Source organism: Klebsiella sp. KP20-425-1, assembly GCF_025813515.1.
Classification (GTDB): Bacteria; Pseudomonadota; Gammaproteobacteria; order Enterobacterales; family Enterobacteriaceae; genus Klebsiella; species Klebsiella pneumoniae.
Genome location: NZ_CP109614.1, coordinates 3783320 through 3804939, shown reverse-complemented (window position 1 = coordinate 3804939; position 21620 = coordinate 3783320). Strand labels below are relative to the sequence as shown.

The following is a 21620-nucleotide window of genomic DNA, read 5'->3' as shown; positions in this document are numbered from 1 at the left end:
ATTCTCCATTGCGTCATTCAGCAGACCGACGTAGCATTACCGATAAATTAAACGGGTACCAGTTCCTGTCTATACTGGTATTGGCACTACTATGCTGGAGGGGTGATGACCACGATGCCGCAACGGGAGTCGACGATCGCCGTGCCGGACGATCGACGCAAACAGCTGGGGGCCTTTCTGCGCGCCCGCCGTGAAAGCCTCGATCCGCAGCGCCTGGGGTTGCCCCGGGTGGGCCGCCGGCGCACGCCGGGTCTGCGCCGGGAAGAGGTGGCGATGCTCGCCGACGTCGGCGTTACCTGGTACACCTGGCTGGAGCAGGGGCGGGAGGTGAATCCGTCGGAGGCGGTGCTGGTGGGGGTGGCGAATGCCCTGCAGTGCAGTCCGCTGGAGACCCGGCATCTGTTCGTGCTCGCCGGGCTGACCCCGCCGGAAGCCACCCAGGTGACGGTGTGCGAAGGCATCAGCCCAGGGACCCGCCGGATGCTGGACAGCCTGATGCCGCAGCCGGCCAGCATTCAGAAACCGAACTTTGATATTGTGGCGTGGAACGACAGCTTCTGCCGCCTGATGGGCATCGATTTCGCCACCCTCCCGGAAGAAGATCGCAACTGCATTTATCTCTATCTGACCCATGAGACCTGGCGCAGCCGGATCGAAAATCGCGATGTGCTGCCGACCTTCGTCTCCTATTTCCGCGCCGCGATGGCCGAGCACCGCGGCGATCCGGCGTGGGAAAACAAACTGGCGCGCTTTTTCGCCGCCTCGTCGGAGTTTGAAGCGCTGTGGCATCAGCGCTACGAGGTGCGCGGCGTGGAAAACCAGATTAAACATTTTAACCACCCGCAGCTCGGGCGATTCAGCCTGCAGCAGATGTACTGGTATTCGGCGCCGCGCAACGGCTCGCGCCTGCTGGTCTACCTGCCGATGGACGAGGCGGGCGAGCAGGCGCTGGCGTGGCTGGACCAACATTAATCACAGGGAATCAGATGGCTGGCAATGTGCCATCTTCGGGTATTGCCCGGTCGGCGCTGCTGGACGGTTCCCTCTCCCTCCGGGAGTAGGGGGGAAGGCAAAGCCCTGCCGGGAAGTCTTTTATGTTATCTGTGGCTTCAGCGCACATTGCGCTCCCGGTTAGTCTTCTGCGTTAGGTCTCTTACGGCGCAGGGAGCGCACAGGGGGCGGCCAGTCGCCGCCGCCCCCTGTACCCCCGGGCTCCGGCCAGCAACATCGCCACTGCGTGGTGCCTTCGACTTATCCCTGCAGGCTTCGGGTCGGGCCGAGGCAGCGTCCGTGCAAAACACGGCCCTCAGCCCGCATCCATGCGGGCTGCCCCGGCCTTCCGGGAACGTCTCAGCGATGTTGAGGCCGCAACAGCGGCAGTTTCAGTCGCACTAGTGGGTAAGTTAACGGCTGGCTGATACGGACCGTAGGCCGGGTAAGGCGCCAGCCGCCACCCGGCAATAAAGCGGCTCCGTGCCTGATATCATGCTCGGCGGCGCTGCGCTTACGCGGGCTTACGGTAAGGAGTAACAATCTGATATATAAATGGTTAAGTAGGCCGGGGAGGGCGACAGCCGCTGCCCGGCAGAAAGGCGAGCATATTAGCGAAAACAGGTTTGTCATCAGTCTCAAGGAATGCCTATGAACGTAACCCGAAAAGAGCAGCGCATTATTCAGCGCGCGCTGAATGCCTGGCAGGCCAGCGGGGAGTTAACCCCCTCGGACAGCCAGCGGCTGGCGCAAACGATGCGCGTCTCCCCCTTCGACTGGCGGCGCCTGAGCCGCTATGCCTTCTGGACCGCGCTGGCCTGCGTGCTGATTTCCCTGGGCAGTCTGTTCGCCGACAGCGAGCTGGTGGCGTGGCTGCTGAGCCTGTTCAGCCACTCGGCGCTGATGCGGATCCTGCTGCCTGCGCTGCTGGCAGTCGTCTGCTACGGCTGGGGTTTTCGCCGCCAGCGGCGGGAGACGCAGTGGCACTACAGCACCGAGGCGATTTTGTTTCTGGGCGTCGTCTTTACCGCGGTGGCGCTATGGCAGCTTGGCGAACGGCTGGATAACGGCAGCGGCCATATCGCACCGCTGTTTCTGGCCGGATGCGTGATTTACGGTGCCATTGGCTATATTGCCCGCTCCGGGCTGGTGTGGCTCTTTTTTCTGCTGGCGCTGGGCAACTGGTTCGGCGCGGAAACCGGCTACGTCTCGGGGTGGGGCGCCTACTGGCTGGGCATGAACTACCCGATTCGCTTCGTCCTGTTCGGCGGCGCGCTGCTGGCGCTCTGCTACGGCGCGCAATCCCTGCTTCGCCAGCGGCAGCTGTTTACCGTCAGCAAGGCGATGGGCCTCACGTACCTGTTTATTGCGCTGTGGATCATGTCGATTTTCGGCAATTACGACGCAGACAGCTGGTACCAGGTGAGCCAGGCGCGACTCCTGCCGTGGGGGCTGCTGTTTGCCGTAGCGGCCGGCGTCTGCATTTTTATCAGCCTGAAAACCGATGACGGAATGCTGCGCGGCTTCGGACTAACCTTCCTGGCGATCAATCTCTATACCCGTTTCTTTGAGTTTTTCTGGAACGGGATGCACAAAGTGCTGTTTTTCCTGATCCTTGCCGTCTCGCTGGCGGTGATTGGCCGCTATGCCGAGCGCATCTGGCATGCGGGGAACGTTAAGCCATGAAAAATTAAGCGTTTTTAAAGAAGTGTGGCTGGCGGCAGCGACGTCCTGCGCGAATTGTCGTATAAGCGAATTTTACGCTTTTGACAGGGGAGCGAGATGAATAAGGAGTCGATTTTTCGCCAACTAGAACAACGGATCGCCGGGCGAGCGCTGACGGCGGAAGCGCTGGGCGAGTTTAACGCTATGGCCATCGCCGATAGCTTGAAGCAAAAACGCAGCATCATCAGCCATCATCTGAATAATCTCCATCGCGAGCAGCGGGTGGTCAAAGTGAACGGTCGCCCGGTGCTTTTTTTACCCGTTACCGTTCTGCGCGATCATCACCGCCTGGCGGTTCGGCACGGCGAATACGCCTCCATTCAGGCGCTGTGCGCGGATCGTCAGGATAGTCTGGCGCAGCTGATTGGCGCGCAGGGCAGCCTGCAGGAAGCATTGCGCCAGTGCAAGGCTGCCATCAGCTACCCTGGCGCAGGTCTGCCGCTGCTGCTGCGGGGCCCTACTGGCACCGGGAAAAGTTTTCTAGCTCGCCAGCTCTGGCACTACGCAATAGATGAAGGTATTTTACCTGCCGATGCGCCTTTTACCGTATTTAACTGCGCCGAGTACGCGAATAATCCAGAACTACTGACCTCGAAGTTATTTGGTCATGCGAAGGGGGCCTTTACCGGCGCCGATAAGGCCGTTCCTGGTCTTATCGAGACCAGCAACGGCGGGGTGTTGTTTATCGATGAGGTTCATCGGCTGCCGCCCGAAGGCCAGGAAAAGTTGTTTCATTTTATGGATAACGGTAGCTGGCGCCGGCTGGGGGAGAGCGCCGACGAGCGCAGCGCCACGGTGCGGCTAATTTTTGCTTCAACCGAGGATCTGGAAAAACACTTCCTGGCGACCTTTATTCGCCGTATTCCGGTGATTGTAAAAATTCTGCCGATCGCTGAACGCGGCCAATTCGAGCGGCTGGCGTTTATCCACCACTTTTTCCGCCGTGAAGCCCAGCGTTTGAACCACGATCTGGAGCTGGATGGCGAAATCGTCAGCCAGCTAATGCGTGAAACGCTTGAAGGAAATGTCGGTGGGCTGGAAAATTTGATTCGCAATATTTGCGCCAGCGCCTGGACATTTGGCGAACGTGATAGCGGTCTTTTACATATAAAAGCGGGTTTGCTGCCCGACCGATTACTGGCGGATGCGCCTTTTACCCTTCAGCAAAATAGCGAGCGGGTTATGATTTACCGCGATGGCGACGCGCAGCCTCTTTTTTCTGGTCGTCACCATGAATACCAACGGCTAACGGAAAATATTTGTAGCCTGTGCGAGGAGTTGGCTCAGGATAATATTAGCGTGCGGACCTTTGAAAAGCTTATTTATCAGAACGTGACGCTCTATCTTGATGCGCTGATGAATCAGGAGAGTACGGTCTCTCTGCAGGACAAACGGCTGCGCTTTATTGAAGATGTGGGCAAAGCAATCGCTGTCAATTATGACCTTCAGCTAAATGTCGAATTCGCTTATCTTACCGGCCGCTACCTCACCAGCCTCCCTCTGGCGCCGCGCAGCGTTGCTGAGCCCGTGCGTCTGGTGATGCAGCGCTGGCTGGACTCCTCGGCGGGGCTGGCGCAACGCATCGCGGAGAAACTACTGGATGTCGTCAATAATAAATACGATCTGCTCATCGATACGCTTGACCGTCTGGCGATTACCGCCATTGTCAGTAATGCTATCGATGCGACCAGCGGCGGAAAAGTGAAAGCGCTGATAATCGCCCACGGTTATTCGACCGCCAGCAGCATTGCCGGCGTTGCCAACCGCCTGATTGGCGAGAAGATCTACCAGGCCATGGATATGCCGATGGAGGTGGCGTTTAACGATGTCAGTCGCGCCGTGGTTGATTATCTCCAGCATACGGACACGCGTGCGGGTGTGATGGTGCTTATTGATATGGGCTACACCAAGGAGATTGCCGATGCGCTTTTGTCGGTGATTAACGGCCCGCTGGTAGTGGTGGATAACGTCACGACCCGCATGGCGCTGAACGTTGCCAGCGAGATCGCGTTGGGAAAAAACATCGAACAAATCGCCGAAGAGATCGTGCCGCTTAATCAGTCGCGTTGGGATGTGTTCTGGCCCGCAGAAAAAAAAGAGCGTGTGCTGCTGGTGACCTGTATTACAGGTATCGGTACCGCATTTAAATTTAAAAATCTGATGGAGAAGAGCCTGCTCAACGATTTTGATATTAACATCATCGCCTGCGAGTATACGCGCTTAAAAAACAGTCGTACGGCGGTATCGTTGCTCCACCAGTATGAAGTTATTGCGGTCGTGGGTACCCACGACCCGCAGCTGGCCGGAGTGCCCTGGGTTGGCATTGAGGAATTACTTGGCGAGCAGGGGCATCGACATCTGAGTCAGCTCTTAAGCGGCTATCTTAATGAAAAGCAAATTGCGCTGATTAATAAAAATATGGTTCGTGAGTTTTCACTGCATAACGTTGTCAACTCTCTGACGATACTGAATGCTGGAAAAACCATGGGTCATATCGAAACCATTATCGCTGAGTGGCAAAATACGCTTGGTTTTCATTTTAATAATAACTTAATTATCAGTTTATATGTGCATCTCAGCTGTATGATTGAGCGTCTGGTAATGCGTAATGAAATTAGCCATTATAAAGATCTTGAGCAATTTACCAGCCAGCATGGCGAATTTATTGCCATGGTGAATCACTCGTTCCAGCGCCTGAAAATACTCTATAACGTGGCGCTACCGGTAGCGGAAATTGGCTATATTCACGATATTTTTGAATTACGTATTGAAGATTTTAGCTGGTAATCCTCAACGCAGCCCCGGAGAATTACGCCGGGGCTGGCAGGCGGTTAGCGAATCAATATTCGACTTTCCACATATAGCGGCGGGTGGTCAGCGGGTGGTTGCGAGCGGTGGCCAGCGCCAGGTTGTAAACATCCAGTACGCAGTTGTGCAGCAGGCCGCAGAAATATTCGCGCACGCTGGCGTGCAGTGCGTCGATTCCCACCTTTTCCACGTCAATAATCTGCAGTTTTCCCTGGTAACGTTCGATAAAGCGGATCGCGCGATCATCCAGCGGGCGGGTGCGGCCGCTGCTTTTTAATAAAATAAACGGCGTTCCCGTTTCGGTAATCTCAAAGGGGCCGTGGAAATACTCGCCGCTGTGGATGCTGGCGGAGTTAATCCACTGCATCTCCAACAGAATACAGATGGATTCCTGATGCGCGGCGCCGAATGAGGGGCCGCTGCCCATCATGTAGATGACCTTTTCGGTCTTCCAGGCTTCGGCAAAATGGCGCGCATCCGCCTGAACCTGCTGCTGAGCGCCGCGTACCACGGATTCAAAACTGGCAAAGGCGCTGACCATCTCATCGTAATGGGCGTATCCCTCAGTTTGCGCAAGTACTTCCAGCGCCAGCCACAGGCTATATGCCGCTTTTTGCTGCGTCGGATCGACGGTTTCGGGATAGCGCGCCCAGCAGTATTCAATAGTGTAATCGCTGTGTTCGCACAGCGGCGTGCCGGGGGTATATACCAGTCCAATAGTGGCGGCGCCTTTCTGACGTGCGATGCGGGCGGCTTCCACCGTTTCAGCGGTGTTGCCCTGCTGCGAGGCGAGGATCACTACGCTGTTTTTACCTAACGCGTTCGGCGTCGCATGGACAAATTCATTACTGGTAACATAGCCGACGGCCAGCTTTTTAGCTTCACAATCGAGAAAATATTTCCCCGGCCAGAAACCGGTTAATGAACCACCGCAGCCAACAAACCATACGCGCTCAATGTGCTGCTTAGATAAAATATCGCGAATAATAGTATGTGCGTTTTGATGAGCTATAGACATATTGGTCTCCTTGGGATGTAACGGGTCCTCCGCTGAATAGCGGATAACTTTTACTATGCGTCAATTAATTGAGTTGTTTACTTTTCATTTTCTGGTGGAACTGCGGATCCTTCGGTATTGCGGGATCGATGCCCTTCACTGGCGGCAGTCGGGCACAAACCATTTGTAACGGAATAATATATTCAAAGACCGCAAAGTCGGGATCGTTAATAAATGCGAAGGGCATATTTTTGCCGTTATTTTCGACTTGTGGACCAATGCGATAAATATGCTGAGTCCAGCCGCCAAGTATTTCCGCCAGGCGATCCTGACGCTCATCGGGAAACGGATCGAGCATGATCAGGGTAGAGCGCTCGTCGAAGGCGTTATAGATCCCGTGGATGAACTCCTCAAATTCGTAACCGGCAACCGGACAGCGTAGCGTTTCAAGCATCTTTAGCGCACCTTCCTGAACGGTGCCAAACAGCCTTGCCGGACCGGTCAGGCGAATGTCCGCGCTGTCGATAAGCGGTCGGGCATGATTGAGAACCCACGCCTGCGAGGCCTCAATGAGCGTCGGCAAATGATTAAACGTGGTATCCATGCGGATGAGTAGCGCCTTGCGCTCCTCATCGCTCAGGCGCCGCTGGCGACTGGCGACAGCAAGCCCCAGCAGCATCAGATTAAGTATGGTGCAGTGATACCCTTTGGTTTTGGCGCCAGCCCGCTCTTCTCCACAGGGTACTGTTAAGACCAAATCTGCCGCCCGGTCGATAACGGCTGGCGCTTCCCCGGCCATGGAAGCGGTAAGATGCCCGGCTGCCCGGGCGCGTTCCATTGCGGCGAGGGTAGAGAGGCTGCCGCCTCCCTGAGAAATACCGATGACCAGCGCTTTGTCGCTGAGGGTCAGCGCCGAATCATCCAGCAGAAAAGGCCAGTAGACATCAACGGGTAGCCCGCACCACTGCTGCATAAACGAGCGGGCGGTCAGCGCGCCGTGATAAGAGGTACCGGAGCCGGTCAGGATAATACGCGTGACGCCGCGCTCCGTTAGCGCTTTTGCCGCCTGCCAGAGATCTTCCCGCGTCTGCGTCAGCATAGCGAGCAGACAGGCGGGTGTTTCATTCATATAGTCTTCTACGTGCATGGGTGATATTCCTCTTCTTAAAGCAGGCCTAGCGCGCTGGCCGCCATGCCAAACGCGACGGTTCCTAGCAGGATCCAGTTAATATTGACTCCCTTGCGGATCAACTTGTACATCCCAAGGGTGAAAAGCAGCGGCAGCAGCGAAGGAAGTATTTTGTCAATAAACTCCTGCGCCTTCATGGTGGTCTGCCCGGCGGTAAAGCTGAGCGGGGTGGTGATATCTATCATGCTGGCGGTCATCGCGCCGACGACCATGAGGCCAACAATTGATGCGATATAGGTCACCCGGTCCATAAGGCCGCTTTGGTAAATTCTCATCAGCCAGGTCGTACCCGCCCGGTAGCCGAGCTTCAGGCCATACCAGCGGCACAAAAGATGCGGCAGGTTATAAACTAACAGCGCCAGTATCGGCCCCAGCAGGCTGCCCTGCTGGGCGAAATAGATACCCATCCCGGCGGCGATAACCTTTAATGATCCCCAGAATATGGAGTCGCCGATGCCCGCCAGCGGCCCCATCAGGCTGGTTTTAATCGCGTTTATCGACTCCTCATTAAATTCGGGGTTACGCTGGTTCTCTTCTTCCATGGCAATCGACAGGCCGAAGATAAAGGTCGAGAGATGGGGCGTGGTGTTAAACAGCACCAGATGACGCTGCAGGGCGCGCCCCAGCTCCGTTGGGTCCTGATAGATGCGCTTCAGGGCTGGCGACATTGCGAAGGCATAGCCCATATGCTGCTGGCGCTCGTAGTTCCAGGAGCCCTGTAGCGTAAAGGAGCGCCAGAACACGCTGCGTAAATCGCGGGCGGTGATGCGGCTTGCATCATCGCTTTGCGGCTGGGTAGCGCCAGTCACAGTTTGCGTCATTTCGCTCATGATTAGCTCTCCTGCTGCTTAAGATTAAGGAACTGGCTGATGATAAATGCCAACACCACAGCGAACAGCGCGATGGCGATGATATCCAGTTTGGTATATGCCGCTATCAGAAATCCCAGACCGAGGTACGGCATCAGTTTGCTGCTGAGCATCATGCTGATCAGCAGGGCGAAGCCGAGCGCTGGCAGGATCTTACTGGCGACGATCAATCCATTGGTTATCACCGGCGGAATGGCCTCCAGGAACCAGCTTACCGCCGAAGAACCAAGCAGAATGGCAAAAAATACCGGTAGAAATCCGTTTAAAAAATAGAGTAGCGTCGGACCGGCGAGGTGCATCAGGCCGACCATTCGGGTATTACCCTGTGCCGCATAGCGGTCCGCCAGATGACCAAAGCGGGCGTTCACCACGCGCACCAGGATTCCCAGCGTCTGCGCCAGCATTGAGACAGGGATGGCGATGGTGAGCGCAGCCTCTGGACCACGACCGGACATGATCGAAAACGCGGTGGCCAATACGGAGCCGGTCACGATATCTGGCGGGTGCGCGGCGCCGATGGCGACGTTGCCGAGGAAAATAAGCTCCAGCGTAGCGCCAATCAGAATCCCCTCATGTAAATTACCGCAGACCAGACCGGTGAGGGCGCACATCACCAGCGGTCGATCGATCATTGATACCCCAAGCAGGCGGCCATCAAGTATCCCCAGGGCAGCGATCAGTCCGAGTAACGTTGCGGTGAGCAACATAGTGACCTCCGAAGTTAAAGTTGGTCGTTAAGGAGTTCAGCCGAGTGGGCGGGTACCTGACGCATCTCCAGCCGAATACCTTTTTCTTTTAGCACTCTGCTATGGGCGATTTCCTCTTCGGTCAGATAGATGGCCTTGCCGAATTGTCTTGCCCCTTCCTTCTGTGGCAGACCGCCGTAATTAATTGCGCTAATTCCTGGGACTTTTTCCACTAGCGCGAGGGTTTCCGCAGTATTGCCCAGGACCACCATGACTTTTTTATGATCCAACTTGCCGCTGTTAAGCTTTTCCGCCGCCTGTTCAACGGTGGCGATGTCCAGCGTGACGCCCGCTGGCTTTGCCAGGTTAAGCGACATCGTAATGAAGGCATCCGCCGCGGCTTTGGCGTTGGCGACGATGATATGGTCGATATCCAGCGCTCGGGTCCAGGCAAAAACCACCTGGCCGTGCAGCAGCCGATAATCAATGCGCACGAGTTTAATCATGAGATTCTCCCTGTGGGTCAGAGGATGGTTGTGTTATTAGAGGATTGATGAAAACAATGGATTCACGCGCCGCGCTGGTGGCGTAGATAATCGCGGCCTCGGTAGTGGCTTCTTCGCACAGCAGAAACTCCAGCAGCAGAGTCAGATTGATGCCGGCGACCACGAAAACGTTGCGATGTCGCACCAAGACGCTCACGGCGCTATTGTTGATACTGCCGCCAAGCAGGTCGGTGAAGATCACCACTTCATCACCATTCGCCTGGACGATGAGATGCTCCAGGGTTTGCTCCAGCTGTTCGGTGGTCACGATATCTTCGTCATAGGCGCAGACCGGGATAACGCCGTGTTCGTCGCCAATCAGCAGCGACAAACTGTTCACCAGTCCGCGAGCAAAATGGCCGTGGCTGGCCACATAGATATGTTTCACCCGGTTTCTCCTTCATCCAGATAGCGGTATCTGTTAAGAGCAAAGGGCGTGCCAGAAATGAAAAGTATTATTTATCAATTAATTAAATCGTCTGGTTCACACTAAAGTCGTTATTCCTGGCACAAGCGGGATTATGAGCGCCAGAAACTTGGCACAAACGGCAGAAAAGAGGGGGAAAGAGTGGGTGAAGAAAGTCCCGGGCGAGACGCTGCTGCGCCATGGCCCGGGCGTTCCCGGCAGAAGGGAATTAAATCTCGGTAATGGTCGTCGACTGCGGCAGACGCGACTTCGGCAGGGTAGCGTTGAAATCTTCTACGCTATGGTGGCCGACCGGGACCACCACCAGGCTGGTGTAGCCCTGGGCTTTCAGGTCAAATTCCTCATCGAGGATCGCAAAATCGACCCCTTCAATCGGCACGGCGTCGAGACCCATCGCCGCTACGCCCAGCAGGAAATTGCCGACGTTGAGATACACCTGCTTTGCCATCCACTGATCGTCATCTTTCAGCTCTTTGCGGTGCATATCGGCAAAGAAAGTACGACCCTTGTGGTTAGCGGCTTTTGCGTCCGGGGTGGCGAAACGGCCATCGGCCTCTTCCTGATCCACCACGCGCTGCAGCCAGGCGTCGTCCATCGCGGTTTTCGCGCAGAACACCACCACGTGCGAGGCGTCGAGAATTTTACGTTCGTTGAACACGTAGGTGCCGCTGGCGGCTTTCGCCACGCGAGCTTTCCCTTCATCGGTGCTGGCGACAATAAAGTGCCACGGCTGGGAGTTGGTGCTAGACGGGCTGTACTGCAGCAGCGTTTTCAGCTGTTCCGCTTCCCCGGCAGTCAGCTTTTTCGTGGCGTCAAAGGCCTTGGTGGAATAGCGCTTCAAAGCGACCGATACGATATCCATAACTCTTCCTCACAGTTTACAGCACCTTACCGGTGCGTTCAGGAGAGGAAGAGTACAGCGAAGATCGCAAAATGATAAGGGTGAAAAATGCGATAACACTTATCGCATTTGGCTGAAAATCAGCGCGGACGCAGGCGCTGCTGCGCCTTTTTACTCAGCTTGTTCACCACCTGATGCCACGAATCGTCAATCAGCTCGGCCAGCAGATCCTCGCTGATATCCTCTCCTGGCACCACCGTGATCCAGTGTTTCTTGTTCATATGGTAGCCGGGTTCGATACTGCGATAAATTTGCTGATTCAGCAGCGACTTCTGCGGCTCGGCCTTGAGATTGACCAGCGCCCGCCCGCGAATAGTCATGGTGATCATAAAGATGCGGCCGTCGACCTTAAACACGTCGTACTCTGGCCCAAAGGGCCAGCAGTGTTCGGTAAACGGGTAGGTCAGGGCGATACGGTGAGCGCAGGGATGCAGTGTTTCCGGCGTCATTAGGCGTCCGCCTCATGCAGGGCGTGCCACATGGCTTCAAAGCCGAGGGCGATAATCTCCCGGGCGCGCTGCGGATCGTGGCTGGCGAATTCGATGGTGGTTTCCGCCAGCGACAGAAACAGGGCGTCGCCAAAGGCGCGGTACGCCTCGCTGAGGAATATCTCTTTCACCGACAGCTGGCACATTTCGTTGAGCTCCGGAAAGCTCTCTTTTACCTAGCGGCGGGTTTCGTCGGTGATGCGCTCGCTGAGCGCCATCCGGCGGATCGCTTTGTGCTCCATCGGGTTGCGCACGCCCCAGTCGATATAGCTGTTCCAGATATTGCGCGCGTTCTCTTTCGGGCGCTTCTCGTCCGGATCCAGCCCGGCGATCATTGTGCGCACCAGGCGCAGCTTAATCGCGAGGTACAGCTCGTTGAGCAACTCATCCTTGGTGGCGAAATAGCGAAACAGCGTTCCCTCGGCCACACCGGCGCTGCGGGCGATGGCCGACGTCGAGGCGGCTATGCCGGACTGGGCGAAAGCCGCGGTGGCAGCTTCCAGTAACGCTTGCTTTTTATCTTCACTCTTTGGACGAGCCACTACTTTTTTCCTCACGCAGGTTTAAACAAACCTGCCGATCTTGGCACGTCTGACCAGGTCGCTGCAACGGCGGAACGCAAAAATTGAAAATCGTCTTGACGACTTTCATCGCTTTCCTAATAATGAGTGCGTACTCACTCATAATCAAGTTATATCATAAAGCCTCCGGGATGGGGGCTTTTGTCTGGTCAGGATATGAACCGTGTCACTTTCAGCGTGGTCGCCATCATGTTACTCGCAGCAGCAACGACATTGCCGTTTGTTCTTAATGCCGGTTTTGGTAAGGCGCCGCAGGGAGCACAGCTTAGCCAGGTGGAAGCGTCTCCCCACTACCGGGACGGCCAGTTCCATAACCAATTGCCCACGCCAGGGTTCACCGGGCAGAAAAATATGCTGGCGGCGTGGTGGGATTTCCTGATGACCAAACGGGAAAACGCCCGTCCCGCGCAACCGCTGCCGCTGGTGAAGACCGATCTGGCGACGCTGCCCCTCGGGCAGGACGTGATGGTCTGGCTCGGCCACTCCTCCTGGTACCTGCAGCTGGCGGGAAAACGCATCCTGATCGACCCGGTGTTCAGCGATTACGCGGCGCCGTTCTCCTTTATCAATAAAGCCTTCCCCGGCGACTATCCGTGGCGGGCGGAAGGGATGCCGGAGATCGATCTGCTGATCATCTCCCACGATCACTACGACCATCTGGATTACGCCACCATTCGCGCCTTACTGCCGAAAATTAAGCGGGTCATTACGCCGCTGGGGGTCGGATCGCATCTGCGCTACTGGGGAATGGACGGGGCGCTGATTACCGAAGCGGACTGGCAGCAGGCGGTACCGGCCAGCGACGAGCTCACCGTCCACGTGCTGCCGGCGCGGCACTTTTCCGGCCGCGGGCTGAAGCGTAACCAGACGCTGTGGGCCAGTTTTCTGTTCGTTACCCGGCAGCAAAAGATTTATTACAGCGGCGACAGCGGGTATGGGCCGCACTTTAAAGCGATAGGCGATGAGTTCGGTCCGGTCGATCTGGCGATCATGGAGAACGGGCAGTATGACCAGGACTGGAAATATATCCACATGATGCCGGATGAAACGGCTCAGGCTGCCGACGATCTGCGCGCTCGCGCGGTGCTGCCTGGGCATGCAGGACGATTCGTTTTGGCGAAACACAGCTGGGATGAACCGTATCAACGGCTGGCGGCTGCCAGCGAAGGAAGGGCCTGGCGTCTGCTGACGCCTGTGCAGGGCGAGCCGGTGTGGGTCGCCGATAAGACGCAATCATTTAACGCCTGGTGGCGCTAAGCGCCAGTGCAGTATCAGAGGAGAGAGCATATGACGATTTCCGCTCAGGTGATTGATACTATCGTCGAGTGGATTGATGATAACCTGCATCAACCGCTGCGTATTGATGATATCGCTCGCCATGCCGGGTATTCGAAATGGCATCTGCAACGGCTGTTTTTACAGTACAAAGGGGAGAGCCTGGGGCGCTATATTCGCGAAAGGAAGCTGCTGCTGGCCGCCCGCGATCTGCGCGACACCGATCAGCGGGTCTACGATATCTGCCTCAAGTATGGCTTCGATTCGCAACAGACCTTTACCCGCGTCTTCACCCGGACCTTCAATCAGCCGCCGGGCGCCTACCGCAAAGAGAACCACAGTCGCGCCCACTGAGGCGCGCCTCTCCTGGTTTACCGCTCGAGGGAAAACCAGCGACGCCACACCCAGCGCAGCACCAGATACTCAATGGCGCCCAGCGCTAAGAACCACAGACAAAACAGCACCGTATAGAGCTGGTTGAGATCCATCATATGGAATGTCTCAACCAGCTTTTGCGCCAGCGTCAGGCCCAGCGAAGGCGCGGGCAACAGCAGACAGGAGAGCAGGGCCAGCAGTAAGATCCCGGCGGCGGAGAGCAGCGTTTCCAGTGGATGTTTCATGTCATGTTAATCATCAGTTAAAAAACATATTGTCCGGTAAAATAATGCTTAACGCAATATGCTTTGTTTTTTTACTCGCTATAACACGACTATTTTAAATATTATCGCCTGCCTTTAGCTCTCATGTTAATTAATCTGAAATAATTTGTAATTAAGTTAATTGCAGCCGGTTGTAAATTAACGTCATTATTATGCCAGCGCTTTTACAAAACTGTAAGTGCTATATCCCACCAGCGTAGCAATGATGATAGCTAACGCGATGTACAGCGCCAGTCGGCGCCCGCGGTAGATTCCAAACATATTTTACCTCGTTTAGTTTTGGTTTATTAATATTCTGTAATAGTTGGTTTGTGGAATTAACTTATCACAAAAATTTTATTTTGCGAAAAATTTAGACTTGTATTGGTTCACATTTTTATCGGCATTTTTGCCCTCTTTTACTTCATTGGCCAGGAATGATTTCAGGCTTTCCGACTCACGGAATTTATAAGGAAAATGTAAATTGACCAAGATGAATAACCCAAAGTTTACGACGCCCTCGGGCGACACCGCGCCACGGCAGGTCTGGCAGCAGACCGTTGACGCAGTGCTGGCGCAGACCAAAAGCCAGGCCGCTGGGTTAAGTTCCGCAGACGCCGCCGAGCGCCTGAATACCTGTGGGCCGAACGCGCTGCCGGAAAAGAAAGGCAAACCGGGCTGGCTGCGCTTTCTCGCCCACTTTAACGACGTACTGATTTACGTGCTGCTGGCCGCCGCGGCGCTGACCGCCATCATGGGGCACTGGGTCGATACCCTGGTGATCCTCGGCGTGACGGTGATTAACGCCCTGATCGGTCATATCCAGGAGAGCAACGCCGAAAAATCGCTGCAGGGGATCCGCAACATGCTCTCCAGCGATGCCCGCGTCCAGCGTAACGGCAAGCATGAGACTATCCCGACGCGCGACCTGGTTCCGGGGGATATCGTTATCCTGCGCGCCGGCGACCGCGTGCCGGCGGATATGCGCCTGATTGAAACCCACAACCTGCGAGTGGAAGAGGCGATCCTCACCGGCGAGTCGACGGTGGTGGATAAAATCACCGACGCGCTGGAGGGCGATCTGCCGCTGGGCGACCGGGTGAACATGGTCTTTTCCGGGACCACCGTCAGCGCCGGCGGCGGCGTCGGCGTGGTGACCGCCACCGGCGCGCAGACCGAACTCGGCCATATCAACCAGATGATGGCGGGTATTGAGAAGCACCGTACCCCGCTGCTGGTGCAGATGGATAAGCTCGGCAAAGCGATTTTCGCCATTATTCTCGCCATGATGGTGGCGCTGTTTATCTTCAGCCTCGCGCTGCGGGATATCCCGATGGGCGAGCTGCTGCTGTCGCTGATTAGCCTGGCGGTAGCCGCGGTACCGGAAGGACTGCCGGCGATCATCTCGATTATTCTGTCGCTCGGCGTGCAGACGATGGCGCGCAAGCGGGCGATTATTCGTAAGCTGCCGACCGTGGAAACCCTCGGCGCCATGACCGTGGTCTGCTCGGATAAAACCGGCACCCTGACGATGAACGAAATGACCGTCAAAGCGATCATCACCGCCGACTGCTGCTATCGGGTGGAAGGCGACAGCTACGAGCCGCAGGGGCGGATCTTCCTCGAGGGGAGCGATGAGCCCGTGCAGGTTCAGCCCGGCACCGTGCTGGAGACCTGGCTGCGCACCATCGACCTGTGTAACGACAGCCAGCTTACCCAGGATGAGCGCGGTCTGTGGGGGATCACCGGCGGGCCGACCGAAGGGGCGCTTAAAGTGCTGGCGGCGAAAGCGCAGCTCCCGGCGGTGGAGGCCCGTCTGGTGGCCAAGATCCCCTTTGACTCGCAGTACAAATATATGTCGACCCTGCAGCACATCGATGGCAATGCCCGGGTGCTGATCACCGGTGCGCCGGACGTTATCTTCGCCATGTGCCGCGAGCAGATGAGCCGCCACGGCGCGGTGCCGTTCGAGGCGCAGTACTGGGAAGAGGAGATGGCGCGCTTCGCCCGTCAGGGACTGCGGATGGTGGCGGCGGCCTGTAAGCCGGCCAGCCTTGATGCCACCACCCTCAACCATGAGGACCTGCAGGAGGGACTGATTTTCCTCGGCATCGCCGGGATGATGGATCCCCCGCGTCCGGAAGCCATTGACGCCATCCACGCCTGCCAGACCGCCGGCATACGCGTGAAAATGATCACCGGCGACCACCCGCAGACGGCGATGAGCATCGGCCAGATGCTGGGGATCACCAACAGCAGCCAGGCCATGACCGGCTACCAGCTGGAGCACATGGACGATGCGGCGCTGGCGAAGGCGGCGGTGGAGTACGACATCTTTGCCCGTACCAGCCCGGAGCATAAGCTGCGCCTGGTTAAAGCCCTGCAGGATAACGGCGAAGTGGTCGGCATGACCGGCGACGGCGTTAACGACGCGCCGGCGCTGCGCCAGGCCGACGTGGGTATCGCCATGGGTATCAAAGGCACCGAAGTCACCAAAGAGGCGGCCGACATGGTGTTGACCGATGATAACTTCGCGACCATCGCCAGCTCGGTAAAAGAGGGCCGTCGGGTCTATGACAACCTGAAGAAGACCATCCTCTTCATCATGCCGACCAACCTGGCGCAGGGGCTGCTGATCATCATCGCCCTGCTGGCGGGGAACATTATTCCGCTGACCCCGGTGCTGATCCTGTGGATGAACATGGCGACGTCGGCGACGCTCTCCTTCGGCCTGGCCTTTGAGGCCGCAGAGCGCAACGTGATGAACCGTCCGCCGCGTAAAACCGGCCAGCATGTGATGGATGGTTTCGCCGTGTGGCGAGTGGCTTTCGTCGGGTCGATGATCGCGATTGCCGCCTTTATCCTTGAGGCCTGGCTGGCGCCGCGCGGCCACAGTCCGGAGTTTATCCGCACCGTGCTGCTGCAGATGCTGGTGACGGCGCAGTGGGTCTACATGATCAACTGCCGCAGCAGCGACAGTTTCTCCCTGAGCATGGGTCTGCTGCGCAACAAAGGCATCTGGCTGGTGACCGGCGTCCTGCTGCTGATGCAGCTGGTCATTATCTATGTCCCGCTGATGCAAAGCATGTTTGGTACGGAAGCGCTGCCGCTGCGCTACTGGTTTGTCACTCTGGTCATCGGCGTCGCCATGTTCCTGGTGGTGGAAATCGAGAAGCGTCTGACGCGCCGGTTCCGCAAAACGGCCTGAACAATCTCGCGCGCCTCGCTGCAGGCGCGCGTTACTGTCGCAAGGATCCTCTATGATTAAAACCTTCCGCTTTGCTCTGCTGGCCTGCGGTCTGGTCGGCGGCGCCCTGACGGCGACCGCCGCGCCGGCGGTGCCGGTCCGCGTCGCCACGGTTGAACTGGCTCCTCATGCTGAAGAACGCGCTATCCCCGGGCGGGTCGAGGCGATCCGCGCCGTCGACATTCGCGCGCGCACCGAAGGGGTGATTGTTCAGCGCCACTTCCAGGACGGGCAGTATGTTACCGAAGGCGACCTGCTGTTTACCCTCGACGACGCGCAGCCCCGCGCGGCGCTGGCTCTGGCGCAGGCCGAGCTGAAAAGCGCCGAAGCCTCATTACGTCAGTCGCAGCAGTTGCTCACTCGCTACGAGCGGCTTATCAACAATCACTCCATCAGCCGCAACGACGTCGATACGGCCCGGATGCAGCGCGACGTCGCCGCCGCTGCCGTACAGCAGGCCAAAGCCCGCGTCGAGGCCCAGCAGATTGTGCTCAGCTACACCCGGATTGCGGCGCCGGTGACCGGTCGCGTGGGCCATAGCGCCTTTCACGTCGGGACGCTGGTCAATTCGTCCAGCGGCGTGCTGGTGGACATTGTGCAGTTGGATCCGGTGCGGGTCTCGTTCGCCCTCGACGAAGCCGCGTTTTTCAGCAAAACCGGCCAGCACGCCGATATCCACGCTCTGAAGCAGGCGTGGCTGGCGCAGATTGAGGTTGATGGTAAACGGCGCGACGGGGTGTTGACCTCTATCGATAACCGGATCGACGCCCGCACCGGCAGCGTAGCGGTGCGGGCCGAGTTTGCCAATCCGCAGCACCGTCTGCTGCCGGGCGGCAGCGTGACGATCCTGTTCCGTCCGCAGGAACTGCCGTCGCGAGTGATGGTCCCGGCCGCCGCCGTGCAGCAGGATCCGCAGGGCTTTTTCAGCTGGGTGCTGAAGCCGGACCACACCGCCGGGCAGCGTCGTCTGACCCTCGCGGGGCAGCAGGGGCAGCAGTTTGCGGTCGAGAAAGGGCTGCAGGCGGGCGAGCAGGTGATCACCGACGGCGCGCAGCGGTTGCGCGAAGGCGCTGCGGTGCAGGTGCTGAACTAGCTAAGGAGAAGGGATGCTGACCTTTTTTATCCGTCGTCCGCGATTTGCCATGGTGATCGCGCTGCTGCTGACCTTTGTCGGCGCGGTGTCGCTGAAGCTGATCCCGGTGGAGCAGTACCCGGCGATCACCCCCCCGGTGGTGAACGTCAGCGCCAGCTGGCCGGGCGCCAGCGCGTCAGACGTGGCGGAAGCCATCGCCGCCCCGCTGGAGACCCAGCTCAACGGCGTCGATCATATGCTGTATATGGAGTCCACCAGCTCGGATGAGGGGACGTACCGCCTGAGCATAACCTTCGCGGCGGGCACCGATGCCGACCTGGCGGCGATCGACGTGCAAAACCGGGTGGCGCAGGCGCTGGCGCAGCTCCCGGCGGAGGTGCAGCAGAATGGCGTCCAGGTGCGCAAGCGCGCCAGCAATCTGCTTATGGGGGTAAGCCTCTACTCGCCGCTGGGCACGCTGTCGCCGCTGTTTGTCAGCAACTACGCCAGCACCCAGGTGCGCGAGGCGCTGGCCCGCCTGCCCGGCGTCGGCGAGGTGCAGATGTTTGGCGCCCGGGATTACAGTATGCGCATCTGGCTGCGCCCGGACCGCATGAACGCGCTCAACATCACCACGGATGATGTCGCCCAGGCGCTGCGCGAGCAGAATGTGCAGGGCGCGGCGGGGCAGGTGGGCACCCCGCCGGTATTTAACGGCCAGCAGCAGACGCTGACCATCAACGGGCTGGGGCGTCTGAACGAGGCGGCCAGCTTTGGCGAGATTATTATCCGCCGCGGCGCGCAGGGGCAGCTGGTGCGCCTCGCCGACGTAGCGACCATTGAGCTGGGCGCCCGCAGCTACAGCTCCGGCGCCCAGCTGAACGGTAAAGCGTCGGCCTATCTGGGGATCTATCCGACGCCCACCGCCAACGCCCTGCAGGTCGCCAGCGCAGTGCGTGCGGAGCTTAACCGCCTGCACACTCGCTTTCCGGCGGATCTCACCTGGGAGGTGAAGTTCGATACCACCCGCTTTGTGGCGGCGACGATCAAAGAGATCGGCGTCTCGCTGGCGCTGACCCTGCTGGCGGTGGTCGTGGTGGTGTCGCTATTTTTGCAGAGCTGGCGGGCGACGCTGATCGTAGTGCTGGCGATCCCGGTGTCACTGATCGGCACCTTTGCGGTGCTCTATCTGCTGGGCTACAGCGCCAACACCCTCAGCCTGTTCGCGATCATTCTCGCCCTGACGATGGTGGTGGATGACGCCATTGTGGTGGTGGAGAATGTGGAAACCAAAATGGCGGAAGGGCTGGATCGCCTGCAGGCCACCGCCCAGGCGCTGCGGCAGATCGCCGGGCCGGTGATCGCCACGACCCTGGTGCTGCTGGCGGTGTTTGTGCCGGTGGCGCTGCTCCCGGGGATCGTCGGCGAGCTGTACCGGCAGTTTGCCGTGACGCTCTCCACCGCGGTGGCCCTGTCGAGCCTGGTGGCGCTAACCCTGACGCCGGCCCTCTGCGCGCTGCTGCTGCGCCCGCGTCCTGCCCGGCCGGCGGCGGTGTGGCGGGCGTTTAACCGTCTTCTCGACGGCACCCGCGACGGCTATGGCCGGCTGGTAGGCTGGATGAACCGCCGTCCCTGGCTGGCGCTGGCGGCGACGGTGGCGGCAGGCGCGCTGGTGGCGTTCAGCTTCACCTCGATGCCGAAAGGCTTCCTGCCGCAGGAAGATCAGGGTTACCTGTTTGCCAGCGTGCAGCTGCCGGAGGCGGCGTCGCTGGAGCGTACCGAAGCGGTGATGGCCCAGGCGCGTAAACTGCTGATGGCTAACCCGGCGGTGGAGGATGTGATTCAGGTGTCCGGGTTCAACATTCTCAACGGCACCAGCGCCTCTAACGGCGGGTTTATCTCGGTAATGCTCAAGGACTGGCATCAGCGGCCGCCGCTGGATGCGGTGATGGCGGATATTCAGCGCCAGCTGCTGTCGCTACCGGAGGCGACGATCATGACCTTCGCGCCGCCGACCCTGCCGGGCCTGGGCAATGCCTCGGGGTTTGATCTGCGCATCCTGGCGCAGGCCGGTCAGTCGTCGGCGGAGCTGGAGCAGGTGACGCGGGAGATCCTCCAGCTGGCGAACCAGTATCCGCAGCTGAGCCGGGTGTTTACCACCTGGAGCAGCAACGTGCCGCAGCTGACCCTGACGGTCCACCGCGACCGGGCGGCGCTGCTGGATGTGCCGGTGGCGCAGATCTTCAGCAGCCTGCAGACGGCGTTCGGCGGCACGCGCGCCGGCGATTTCAGCCGTAACAATCGTGTCTATCATGTGGTGATGCAAAATGAGATGCAGTGGCGCGAGCGGGCAGAGCAGATTAGCGAGCTGTACGTCCGCAGCCGCGACGGCGAGCGGGTGCGGCTGAGCAATCTGGTCACCATTACGCCGACGGTGGGGGCGCCGTTTATTCAGCAGTACAATCAGTTCCCGTCCGTGTCGGTGAGCGGTTCAGCGGCCGAGGGGGTCAGCAGCCGCACGGCGATGGCGGCCATGGAGCAGATTTTGCAGGCCCATCTGCCGCCGGGATATGACTATGCCTGGAGCGGGATCTCCTGGCAGGAGCAGCAGACCGGCAATCAGGCGGTGTGGATCGTGCTGGCGGCGGTGGCGATGGCGTGGCTGTTCCTGGTGGCGCAGTATGAGAGCTGGACGCTGCCGGCGAGCGTCATGCTCTCGGTGCTGTTCGCCATCGGCGGAGCGCTGCTCTGGCTGTGGACCGCGGGCTATGCCAACGATGTGTATGTTCAGATAGGGCTGGTGCTGCTGATCGCCCTGGCGGCGAAGAATGCGATTCTGATCGTTGAGTTCGCCCGCAGCCGGCGCGAGGAGGGGCTGTCGATAGTCGACGCTGCGCGCGAGGGGGCTACCCGCCGCTTCCGCGCGGTAATGATGACCGCGGTGTCGTTTATTATCGGCATTATGCCGATGATGCTCGCCACCGGCGCCGGGGCGCAGAGCCGGCGGATCATCGGCACCACGGTATTCAGCGGGATGCTGGTGGCGACGATGGTTGGCATCCTGTTTATCCCGTCGCTGTATGTACTGTTTCAGCGTATGCGCGAGTGGGCGCATCGGCGGGGGTAAGCGCGGCGCTACCGGTCGGTAACGGGGATACTCCAGGCTGCAACGACTACCGGGC

At 58.5% G+C, this 21620-nt stretch carries 17 protein-coding genes and 1 pseudogene; 8 read left to right on the top strand and 10 right to left on the bottom strand.

Going from position 1 to position 21620, the window contains the following annotated elements:
* The first annotated feature begins 105 nt into the window (after positions 1-105).
* The 3 genes from OHJ17_RS18715 (at position 106) to OHJ17_RS18705 (ending at position 5502) form a co-directional block, all read left to right on the top strand.
* Positions 106-972: a helix-turn-helix transcriptional regulator gene (locus OHJ17_RS18715; RefSeq protein ID WP_004151823.1), complete on the top strand. Its 867-nt coding sequence runs from the start codon at positions 106-108 to the stop codon at positions 970-972.
* 669 nt (positions 973-1641) lie between these two features.
* On the top strand, positions 1642-2676 hold the full coding sequence (locus OHJ17_RS18710) for a DUF2157 domain-containing protein (protein WP_002892998.1): 1035 nt from the start codon (positions 1642-1644) through the stop codon (positions 2674-2676).
* Between the two features lie 96 nt (positions 2677-2772).
* On the top strand, positions 2773-5502 hold the full coding sequence (locus OHJ17_RS18705) for a sigma 54-interacting transcriptional regulator (protein WP_004191453.1): 2730 nt from the start codon (positions 2773-2775) through the stop codon (positions 5500-5502).
* Between the two features lie 52 nt (positions 5503-5554).
* On the opposite strand, the gene OHJ17_RS18700 is transcribed toward OHJ17_RS18705, so the two are convergent.
* The 9 genes and pseudogenes from OHJ17_RS18700 to OHJ17_RS18660 all read right to left on the bottom strand — a co-directional run bounded on the left by OHJ17_RS18700 (position 5555) and on the right by OHJ17_RS18660 (position 12167).
* A complete protein-coding gene (locus OHJ17_RS18700; RefSeq protein WP_004147471.1) occupies positions 5555-6541 on the bottom strand; it encodes an SIS domain-containing protein in 987 nt (328 codons plus the stop codon).
* Between the two features lie 64 nt (positions 6542-6605).
* The gene (locus tag OHJ17_RS18695; protein WP_004183293.1) at positions 6606-7667 is read right to left on the bottom strand and encodes an SIS domain-containing protein; all 1062 of its coding nucleotides are present in this window, start codon (positions 7665-7667) and stop codon (positions 6606-6608) included.
* A gap of 17 nt (positions 7668-7684) precedes the next feature.
* Complete coding sequence (locus OHJ17_RS18690; RefSeq protein WP_004176976.1) at positions 7685-8539, bottom strand: PTS system mannose/fructose/sorbose family transporter subunit IID; 855 nt, start codon at positions 8537-8539, stop codon at positions 7685-7687.
* Positions 8540-8541: 2 nt separating this feature from the next.
* Positions 8542-9285, bottom strand: a complete 744-nt coding sequence (locus OHJ17_RS18685) for a PTS mannose/fructose/sorbose/N-acetylgalactosamine transporter subunit IIC (protein ID WP_004183295.1) — start codon at positions 9283-9285, stop codon at positions 8542-8544.
* A 14-nt stretch (positions 9286-9299) separates the two neighbouring features.
* Positions 9300-9770 (bottom strand): PTS sugar transporter subunit IIB, encoded by a 471-nt coding sequence (locus tag OHJ17_RS18680; protein ID WP_002893014.1) that lies wholly within the window; start codon positions 9768-9770, stop codon positions 9300-9302.
* Positions 9763-10197 carry a PTS sugar transporter subunit IIA gene (locus tag OHJ17_RS18675; RefSeq protein ID WP_114505279.1) on the bottom strand — a complete coding sequence of 145 codons (435 nt, stop codon included), beginning with the start codon at positions 10195-10197 and terminating at the stop codon, positions 9763-9765. The genes OHJ17_RS18680 and OHJ17_RS18675 overlap by 8 nt, the downstream gene beginning before the upstream one ends.
* A 247-nt stretch (positions 10198-10444) precedes the next feature.
* Positions 10445-11098 (bottom strand): oxygen-insensitive NAD(P)H nitroreductase, encoded by a 654-nt coding sequence (gene nfsB / locus OHJ17_RS18670; protein ID WP_004178896.1) that lies wholly within the window; start codon positions 11096-11098, stop codon positions 10445-10447.
* Between the two features lie 119 nt (positions 11099-11217).
* Positions 11218-11586: an MmcQ/YjbR family DNA-binding protein gene (locus OHJ17_RS18665; protein WP_004142557.1), complete on the bottom strand. Its 369-nt coding sequence runs from the start codon at positions 11584-11586 to the stop codon at positions 11218-11220.
* Positions 11586-12167, bottom strand: a pseudogene (locus tag OHJ17_RS18660) (TetR/AcrR family transcriptional regulator). The gene OHJ17_RS18665 and the pseudogene OHJ17_RS18660 overlap by 1 nt, the downstream one beginning before the upstream one ends.
* A 180-nt stretch (positions 12168-12347) precedes the next feature.
* Between OHJ17_RS18660 and OHJ17_RS18655 the strand changes: the two are divergent.
* Both OHJ17_RS18655 and OHJ17_RS18650 read left to right on the top strand, forming a co-directional pair.
* Positions 12348-13463 carry an MBL fold metallo-hydrolase gene (locus OHJ17_RS18655; protein WP_012737592.1) on the top strand — a complete coding sequence of 372 codons (1116 nt, stop codon included), beginning with the start codon at positions 12348-12350 and terminating at the stop codon, positions 13461-13463.
* 30 nt (positions 13464-13493) lie between these two features.
* Complete coding sequence (locus OHJ17_RS18650) at positions 13494-13835, top strand: RamA family antibiotic efflux transcriptional regulator (protein ID WP_002893035.1); 342 nt, start codon at positions 13494-13496, stop codon at positions 13833-13835.
* Positions 13836-13852: 17 nt separating this feature from the next.
* Here the strand turns inward: OHJ17_RS18650 and OHJ17_RS18645 are convergent, their stop codons facing one another.
* Entirely contained in the window at positions 13853-14101 is a 249-nt protein-coding gene (locus OHJ17_RS18645) for a DUF1158 domain-containing protein (RefSeq protein ID WP_002893037.1), read from the bottom strand.
* Between the two features lie 502 nt (positions 14102-14603).
* Between OHJ17_RS18645 and OHJ17_RS18640 the strand changes: the two genes are divergently transcribed.
* Genes OHJ17_RS18640 through OHJ17_RS18630 form a run of 3 tightly spaced genes read left to right on the top strand, consistent with a single transcriptional unit; the run spans position 14604 to position 21565 of the window.
* Positions 14604-17327, top strand: a complete 2724-nt coding sequence (locus OHJ17_RS18640) for a cation-transporting P-type ATPase (RefSeq protein WP_019704896.1) — start codon at positions 14604-14606, stop codon at positions 17325-17327.
* A gap of 52 nt (positions 17328-17379) precedes the next feature.
* The gene (locus OHJ17_RS18635; protein ID WP_012068402.1) at positions 17380-18459 is read left to right on the top strand and encodes an efflux RND transporter periplasmic adaptor subunit; all 1080 of its coding nucleotides are present in this window, start codon (positions 17380-17382) and stop codon (positions 18457-18459) included.
* A 13-nt stretch (positions 18460-18472) separates the two neighbouring features.
* Positions 18473-21565: an efflux RND transporter permease subunit gene (locus OHJ17_RS18630; protein WP_012068403.1), complete on the top strand. Its 3093-nt coding sequence runs from the start codon at positions 18473-18475 to the stop codon at positions 21563-21565.
* The last annotated feature ends 55 nt before the right edge of the window (positions 21566-21620 follow it).